Source organism: Mesorhizobium sp. M7A.F.Ca.CA.002.05.1.1 (assembly GCF_003998335.1).
GTDB lineage: Bacteria > Pseudomonadota > Alphaproteobacteria > Rhizobiales > Rhizobiaceae > Mesorhizobium.
In genome coordinates this window covers 1-7,960 of the sequence record NZ_RZQI01000198.1, presented here as the reverse complement: position 1 = coordinate 7,960, position 7,960 = coordinate 1, and the positions used below count along the sequence as shown (strand labels likewise).

6 protein-coding genes are annotated in these 7,960 nt (G+C 61.6%); all 6 read left to right on the top strand.

Features of this window, described 5'->3' with window-relative positions:
• The first annotated feature begins 30 nt into the window (after positions 1-30).
• Positions 31-849: an N-formylglutamate amidohydrolase gene (locus EN939_RS12790; RefSeq protein WP_127268308.1), complete on the top strand. Its 819-nt coding sequence runs from the start codon at positions 31-33 to the stop codon at positions 847-849.
• An 18-nt stretch (positions 850-867) separates the two neighbouring features.
• Positions 868-2,430: an amino acid permease gene (locus EN939_RS12785; RefSeq protein WP_127268307.1), complete on the top strand. Its 1,563-nt coding sequence runs from the start codon at positions 868-870 to the stop codon at positions 2,428-2,430.
• 87 nt (positions 2,431-2,517) lie between these two features.
• The gene (locus EN939_RS12780) at positions 2,518-3,888 is read left to right on the top strand and encodes a glutamine synthetase family protein (RefSeq protein ID WP_127268306.1); all 1,371 of its coding nucleotides are present in this window, start codon (positions 2,518-2,520) and stop codon (positions 3,886-3,888) included.
• 125 nt (positions 3,889-4,013) lie between these two features.
• Positions 4,014-5,402 (top strand): aldehyde dehydrogenase family protein, encoded by a 1,389-nt coding sequence (locus tag EN939_RS12775; RefSeq protein ID WP_127268305.1) that lies wholly within the window; start codon positions 4,014-4,016, stop codon positions 5,400-5,402.
• A gap of 17 nt (positions 5,403-5,419) precedes the next feature.
• Complete coding sequence (locus EN939_RS12770; protein WP_127268304.1) at positions 5,420-6,592, top strand: iron-containing alcohol dehydrogenase; 1,173 nt, start codon at positions 5,420-5,422, stop codon at positions 6,590-6,592.
• A 242-nt stretch (positions 6,593-6,834) separates the two neighbouring features.
• Positions 6,835-7,941, top strand: a complete 1,107-nt coding sequence (locus tag EN939_RS12765; RefSeq protein ID WP_127268303.1) for an ABC transporter substrate-binding protein — start codon at positions 6,835-6,837, stop codon at positions 7,939-7,941.
• Positions 7,942-7,960 lie beyond the last annotated feature (19 nt).

Here is a 7,960-nt window from a genome sequence, read left to right as displayed (position 1 = left end):
CGATACAGCGCTCCCCGGGGACGGCAGAGTATGGAGAAAGCACGGCCCGCCAGCCTTGCATCGTCTGATACCGTGAGGGTGACGAACCCCGCCGGATCGAGCCCATTCGTGCTGACCTGCGATCACGCCTCGAACTACCTGCCGGCCGAATTCGGCACGCTCGGCCTTGCCGCCGAGGACCTGTCGCGCCACATCGCCTGGGATCCCGGCGCGCTGCCGGTTGCCCTCCGCATGGCGCAGGCGCTTGACGCGACTCTGGTCGAAACCTGCATTTCGCGCCTTGTCATCGACTGCAATCGGCCGCTCGACGCGCCCGACCTGGTGCCGCCGGTCAGTGAGACAACGGCCATACCGGGCAATGCCGGCCTGTCGCAAAGCGAGCGGGCGGCGCGTGTCGCGTTGTCATGGCAGCCTTTCCACGACACGATTGCCGGTATCATCGACAACAGGCTGTCACATGGTCAGGAAACGCGGCTGGTTTCGGTCCACTCCTTCACGCCGGTCTACAAATCCAAAAACCGGCCCTGGCATATCGGCATCATCCACGACGAGGATCGCCGGCTGGCGGCGCCGCTGATATCGGCGCTGAAGCGGCTTGCCGGCGTCACCGTCGGCGTCAACGAGCCGTATTCGCCTGCCGACCGCGTCTATTTCACGCTGGAACGGCATGCGCGATCGCGCGGCCTGCCCTGCGCGATGATCGAAATCCGCAACGACGAAATCGCCGGCGAGACCGGGCAGCGGAAATGGGCGGATCTGCTCACGGGCATTTTTTCGGATCTGGAGCCAGAGGAGGCCGGATATTCCAGATCGCCTTCAGTCGGAAAGTCAGTTCAATCGGCCAATTAGAACCACAGGGGAATGAAAATGGCAGGACCGGATTATACGGACGTTGACAAGAAGGAGGACCTGAAGGTTCTCCACGGCATGGGCTATGCCCAGGAACTGTCGCGAAGCATGAGCCGCTTCTCGAATTTCGCGATATCGTTCTCGATCATCTGCATCCTTTCGGGCGGCATCAACTCCTTCGCGCAAGCCACATCGTCGATCGGCGGCGCAGGTGCGGGCATCGGCTGGATCGTCGGCTGCTGCGTGTCGGGCTTCTTCGCCCTTGCCATGGCGCAGATCGCCTCGGCATTTCCAACCGCCGGCGGCCTCTATCACTGGTCGTCGATCCTCGGCAACCGCTTCACCGGCTGGCTGACGGCCTGGCTAAACCTGTTCGGCCTGATCACCGTGCTCGGCGCCATCAACATCGGCACCGCTTTCTTCTTCGTTGGAACATTCGGAAGCTGGTTCGGCATCACCGGCACGCCGGGCGAAATCGTCGGGTTTGTCGCCTTCATCACCGTGCTGCAGGCGCTGTTCAACCATTTCGGCATCAAACTGACGGCAATGCTCACCGATGCTTCGGGCTTTCTTATCCTGGGCGCAACAGCAGTGCTGATCGTGGCCTGCCTGGTGTTCGCACCGGCAATCGACATCAGCCGGCTGTGGACGTTCACAAACTATTCAGGCGATGCGGGCGGCGGTGTTTTTCCGCAAACCGACTCCATGATGTACCTGTTCCTGCTCTGCCTGCTTCTGCCCGTCTATACCATCACCGGCTATGACGCCTCGGCCCACACCTCCGAGGAGACCGTCAAGGCAGCACACTCCGTTCCGCGGGCGATCATTTCGTCGGTGCTGTGGTCGTCTCTGATCGGCTGGGTGATGCTGTGCGCAATCGTTCTCGCGATCCCGGACCTGGCTGCCGGCGCCAAGCAGGGCTGGAGCGTCTTCTTCTCGACGATGGACGCGATCCTGCCCGTGTGGCTCAAGGAGCTGCTCTATCTCGCCATCCTGATTTCGCAGTTCCTCTGCGGCCTGGCCACCGTGACCTCGGCTTCGCGCATGCTGTTTGCCTTCTCCCGCGACGGCGGCATGCCCGTTGGCTCCGCGGCTCTCGCCAAGGTCAACCCGACCTGGCGCACGCCGGTCAATGCGATCTGGACGGCCGCGATCCTCGAAATCCTGTATGTGTTCCTTGCCCAGTTTATTTCGATCGGCGGCACCAACATCTACACCATCGTCGTCAATTCGACGCTGGTGTTCCTGTTCCTGTCGTTCACAATCCCGATCGCACTCGGCATGGTCGCATTCGGCACGGCCAAGTGGCCTAATCCTGGCCCGTGGAACCTGGGCGCCGGACTGTTCAAGCTCTTCTGTGCGCTGTCGATTGTCGGCATGGTGATCATCTTCTACATCGCCATCCAGCCGCCGAACGACAAGGTGCTTTACATCACCATAGGCTTCATCTTGCTGACCGCCGTGCTTTGGTTCGGTTTCGAGAACCGCCGGTTCCAGGGTCCGCCGATCGGTGATCAGATCGCCAAACGCCAGGCCGCGATCAGGGCAGCCGAGGTGGCTATCGGCGAAGCTGGCGCCTGATATCGCCCTATATGGCCATGGCCGGCCTCGCGCCGGCCATGGCTACGTTTATCCCTTTCAATCGACAAGTGCTGGAGTGCCAAAGGAATGGCCGGAAATTTCTCGTTCGATCAGTTGAAGAAAGCGGTCTCCAGCGGTGAGATCGACACCGTGCTGGCCTGCATCGTCGACATGCAGGGACGGCTGGCGGGAAAACGCTTCCTGGCGCAGTACTTCGTCGATTCCGCGCATGACGAAACGCATGGCTGCAACTATCTGCTGGCCGCCGACATCGATATGGAGCCGGTGCCGGGCTATAAGGCGGCGAGCTGGTCGAAGGGCTATGGCGACTTCGTCATGAAGCCGGATCTGGCCACGCTGCGGCGCATTCCCTGGCTGGAAAAGACCGCACTCGTGATCTGCGACGTGCTCGACCACCACACCCATGATGACCTGCCACATTCGCCGCGCGCCATCTTGAAGAAGCAGGTCAAGCGGCTGACGGAGCGCGGCTATATAGGCTATTTTGCTTCCGAGCTTGAATTCTATCTGTTCAACGAGACATACGATTCCGCCCGCAAGAAGCACTGGCAAGGTCTCGATACCGCATCGCCCTATATCGGCGACTACCAGATCGGTATCACCACCAAGGAAGAGGGCGTCATGCGCCGGCTTCGCAACGAGATGGAAGCGGCCGGCATTCCGATCGAGAATTCCAAGGGCGAGTGGGGTCCGGGTCAGGAAGAGATCAATGTGCGCTACGCCGAGGCGCTCGACATGGCCGACCGTCACGTCATCCTCAAGAACGGCGCCAAGGAAATCGCGGAGTCCGAGGGCAAGGCGATTTCGTTCATGTCCAAATACAATTACGGGCTCGCCGGCAATTCCAGCCACATCCACAATTCGCTGTGGAGCGCCGACGGCAAGACGCCGTTGTTCTTCGATAAGGCGGCCGACTGGACGCTGTCGACGCTTGGCCAGCAATGGGCCGCCGGCCAGCTCAAATACGCCAAGGAATTCACCTGGTTCCTGGCGCCCTACATCAACTCCTACAAGCGCTTCCAGGCCGGCACCTTCGCGCCGACCAAGATCATGTGGAGCGAGGACAACCGTACCGCCGGCTTCCGCCTGTGCGGCGAGGGCACCAAGGGCATCCGCATGGAATGCCGCATCGGCGGCGCCGATCTGAACCCGTATCTTGCGTTCGCAGCGCTGATCGCCGCCGGCCTTGCCGGCATCGACGAGAAGCTGGAATTGCAGAAGCCGTTCGTCGGCGATGCCTATCAGGCATCGCGCCTGCCGGAGATTCCGAAGACGCTGCGCGATGCCACCGAGACGCTTGCGAAGTCGAAGATGCTCAAGCAGGCGCTCGGCGAGGATGTGCTCGAACATTATGTCCACACCGCAAAGTGGGAGCAGCTTGAATACGACCGCCGCATCACGGATTGGGAACTGCACAGAGGGTTCGAGCGGTACTAGGTATCGACGGTTCGTCGGCGCCCCTTCACTCTTACCCTCTCCCCGTGGGGGAGAGGGTGCCGGCAGGCAGATGAGGGGCAGTGCCAGGCCATACGATTTTGTTGTAGAATACGAGGACTTACAAAATGACCGAGACGGTCAAACTCATATCCCCCATCGACGGTTCGATCTATGCCGAGCGACCGATCGCGACCGACCAGGCGATCAATGCAGCGGTGGAACGCGCCAAGGCGGCGCAAGAGAAATGGGCTGAGACGCCGATCGTCGAGCGCGGCAAGTACATGCTCGCCATGCTGGAAGCGCTGGTCGCGATATCAGACGAGATCGTGCCGGAGATCGCCTGGCAGATGGGGCGGCCCGTACGCTACGGCGGCGAGTTCGGCGGCGTCAGGGAACGCACCACCTATATGGTCGAGATCGCCGAGCAGGCGCTCAAGTCGGTGCCTGCCTCCAACCCGAAGGACGGCTTCCGCCGTTATGTGAAGAAGGACCCGCTCGGCGTGGTCATGGTGATCGCGCCGTGGAATTATCCCTATCTCACCGCCGTCAACACCATCGTGCCGGCGCTGATGGCCGGCAACACCGTCATCCTCAAGCATGCGGCGCAGACGCTGCTGGTCGGCGAGCGCTTTCAGCAGGCGTTCGACAAGATCGGCCTGCCCAAGGGCGTGTTCCAGAATGTCGTGCTCAATCACGCCCAGACCGAAAGGCTGCTCGGCTCGGGAAAGATCGACCATGTCAATTTCACCGGTTCGGTCGGCGGTGGCCGCGCCATCGAAAAGGCGGCGGCCGGCACCTTCATGACGCTCGGCCTCGAGCTGGGCGGCAAGGATCCGGCCTATGTGCTGCCGGACGCCAAGATGGATCATGCGATCGCCAATCTGGTCGACGGCGCCTTCTACAATTCCGGCCAGTGCTGCTGCGGCATCGAACGCGTCTATGTGCACGAAAAGGTCTATGACGAATTCGTCGAAGGCTTCATCGCCGAGACCAAGAACTATGTCGTCGGCAACCCGCTCGACCAGGCGACGACGATGGGACCGATGGCGCAGGCGCGCTTCGCCGATCTGATCCGCGAACAGAAGGCCGAAGCGCTGCGCAAGGGTGCCAAGGCGCACATCGACATGAAGGTGGCTAACGACAAGGCCGGTTCGCCTTATCTGGCACCGGAAGTGCTGACAGAAGTCGATCATCAGATGAGCGTCATGCGCGAAGAGAGCTTTGGCCCGGTCGTCGGCATCATGAAGGTGCGTAACGACGAAGAGGCGATCGCTCTGATGAACGACAGTCCTTACGGGCTGACGGCTTCGATCTGGACCCGCGATACCGAGCATGCCGTCGCGATCGGCAATCGGGTCGAGACCGGCACGGTGTTCATGAACCGCTGCGACTACCTCGATCCGGCACTGGTCTGGACCGGCGTCAAGGACACCGGCAAGGGCGCGGGCTTGTCGGCCATCGGCTATGACAATCTCACCAGGCCGAAATCATTCCATCTGCGCGAAGCCATCTGATTTATTGAAAGACAAAAATGTCCAAGCTGATCTCCAAATGGAACTACCCCACCACCGTCCGCTTCGGCGCCGGCCGCATCAAGGAATTGCCTGAGGTGCTGGCGGCCACCGGCATCAAGCGGCCGTTGTTCGTCACCGATCCTGGACTGGCGAAACTGCCGGTCGTCGCCTCGACCCTAGAGATCCTCGACGATGCGAAGGTCCCTTACGGCGTTTTCTCCGAGGTCAGGCCGAACCCGGTCGAATCCAACCTGACCGCCGGCATCGCCGTGTTCAAGAAGGGCAAGCATGACGGCGTCATCGCCTTCGGCGGCGGCTCGGCGCTCGATCTCGGCAAGCTGATCGCCTTCCAGGCCGGGCAGACGCGGCCGGTGTGGGATTTCGAGGATGTCGACGACTGGTGGACGCGCGCCAATTCGGATGCCATCGCGCCGATCATCGCCGTGCCGACCACCGCCGGGACCGGATCGGAGGTTGGCCGCGCCGGCGTCATCACCAATGAGGCCACGCACACCAAGAAAGTCATCTTCCATCCCAAATTGTTGCCGGCTATCGTCATTGCCGATCCGGAGCTTTCGGTCGGCATGCCGGGCTTCATCACCGCCGGTACCGGCATGGATGCGCTGGCCCATTGCCTCGAAGCCTATTGCGCGCCCGGCTACCATCCGATGGCCGACGGCATCGCCGTCGAAGGTGTGAGGTTGGTCTTCGAGAACCTGCCGAAGGCCTATGCCAACGGCGGGGATCTCGTTGCGCGCGCCCATATGATGAGCGCCGCCGCCATGGGCGCCACCGCCTTCCAGAAAGGGCTCGGCGCCATCCATTCGCTGTCGCACCCGGTCGGCGCGCTCTACGACACCCATCACGGCATGACCAACGCGGTGTTCATGCCCTATGTTCTGGCCTTCAACCGGGACTCCATCGAGGAGCGTATCGGCCGGCTCGCCGCCTATTGCGGCATCAAGGGCGGCTTTGACGGCTTCGCCAAGGCGATCATCAAGCTTCGCAAGGAACTGAAGGTGCCGCATGCACTGCCCGGCCTTATCAAGGGGCTCGATATGGACAAGAAACGTAAGATGCTGATCGCCGATATGGCGGTGGTCGATCCGACTGCCGGCGGCAACCCGGTCAAGCTGACCAAGAAGGCGGCGCTGACCTTGCTCGAAAACGCCATCGCCGGCACGGTCTGAGGCGTTTTCCGCGCCGCAAAGTGATCTGAAAAGGGGCTATGAAAACAAGGGGGAGGATGACGGGCAAGGCAAAAACTAGTTAGCCGGAAAAAGAATCGCGGAGCGATTGCTACATCAGGTTAAAAAGAGTTTACTTTTTCGCACTGCGAGCAGCCGCTTTCACAAAGCTTTCATCTGGCTGTCACATGAAAACGATACCGCATCGCAGGCGTCCAACGGCGTCAGTTCAACGGAGAGAACACATGTTCAAATTCACGGGGAAAGTGCTTTCCCTTTCGGCCGCGGCGCTTTTCGCGTCGACGGTGATTTCGTCCGCGGATTCGCTGGACGATCTCGTCAAGGCCGGCAAGGCGGAAGGCCAGCTCACCACCATCGCGCTGCCGCATGACTGGTGCGGCTACGGCGACGTCATTGCAGGCTTCAAGGCGAAGTATCCGGAAATCACCGTCAACGAACTCAATCCCGATGCCGGTTCCGGCGACGAGATCGAGGCGATCAAGGCCAACAAGGACAACAAGGGCCCGCAGGCGCCCGACGTCATCGACGTCGGCCTGTCCTTCGGCCCGACCGCCAAGGCCGACGGCCTGATCCAGCCCTACAAGGTGTCGACCTGGGACTCGATCCCCGACAGCGCCAAGGATGCCGAGGGCTTCTGGTACGGCGACTATTACGGCGTGCTGTCGTTCATGGTGAACAAGGATCTGGTCAAGGAATCACCGAGCGACTGGGCTGACCTCTTGAAGCCGGAATTCGCCAACGCGGTTGCTCTTGCCGGCGATCCGCGCGCCTCGAACCAAGCCATCCAGGCGGTCTACGCTGCAGGCCTTTCCGGTGGCGCTGCAGCCGGTGAAGCCGCCGGCACCGCTGGCCTCGACTTCTTCAAGAAGCTCAACGCCGCCGGCAATTTCGTTCCGGTCGTTGGCAAGCCGGCAACCCTCGCCCAGGGCCAGACCCCGATCCTGATCAACTGGGACTACAATGCGCTCGCCGGCCGCGACACGCTGAAGGGCAATCCGCCCGTCGACGTCGTCGTGCCGAAGACCGGTGTCGTCGCCGGCGTCTACGTGCAGGCGATCAGCGCCTACGCGCCGCATCCGAACGCAGCCAAGCTGTGGATGGAGTACCTCTACTCCGACGAAGGCCAGATCGGCTGGCTGAAGGGTTATTGCCACCCGATCCGCTTCAACGATCTCGCCAAGAATGGCAAGATCCCGGCGGACGTGCTGGCAAAGCTGCCTCCGGCGGAATCCTATGCCGCAGCAGTGTTTCCGACGCTCGACGAGCAGGGCAAGGCCAAGGAAGCGATCAGCAAGAACTGGGACGCCGTCGTCGGCGCCAACGTGAAGTAACTCACACCATGCCGGGCGG

Bases quoted from the DNA above. Each gene is read 5' to 3' on its own strand.
- EN939_RS12785 (WP_127268307.1), top strand. From the start codon at position 868: ATGGCAGGACCGGATTATACGGACGTTGACAAGAAGGAGGACCTGAAG.
- EN939_RS12770 (WP_127268304.1), top strand. From the start codon at position 5,420: ATGTCCAAGCTGATCTCCAAATGGAACTACCCCACCACCGTCCGCTTC.
- EN939_RS12790 (WP_127268308.1), top strand. From the start codon at position 31: ATGGAGAAAGCACGGCCCGCCAGCCTTGCATCGTCTGATACCGTGAGG.
- EN939_RS12780 (WP_127268306.1), top strand. From the start codon at position 2,518: ATGGCCGGAAATTTCTCGTTCGATCAGTTGAAGAAAGCGGTCTCCAGC.
- EN939_RS12765 (WP_127268303.1), top strand. From the start codon at position 6,835: ATGTTCAAATTCACGGGGAAAGTGCTTTCCCTTTCGGCCGCGGCGCTT.
- EN939_RS12775 (WP_127268305.1), top strand. From the start codon at position 4,014: ATGACCGAGACGGTCAAACTCATATCCCCCATCGACGGTTCGATCTAT.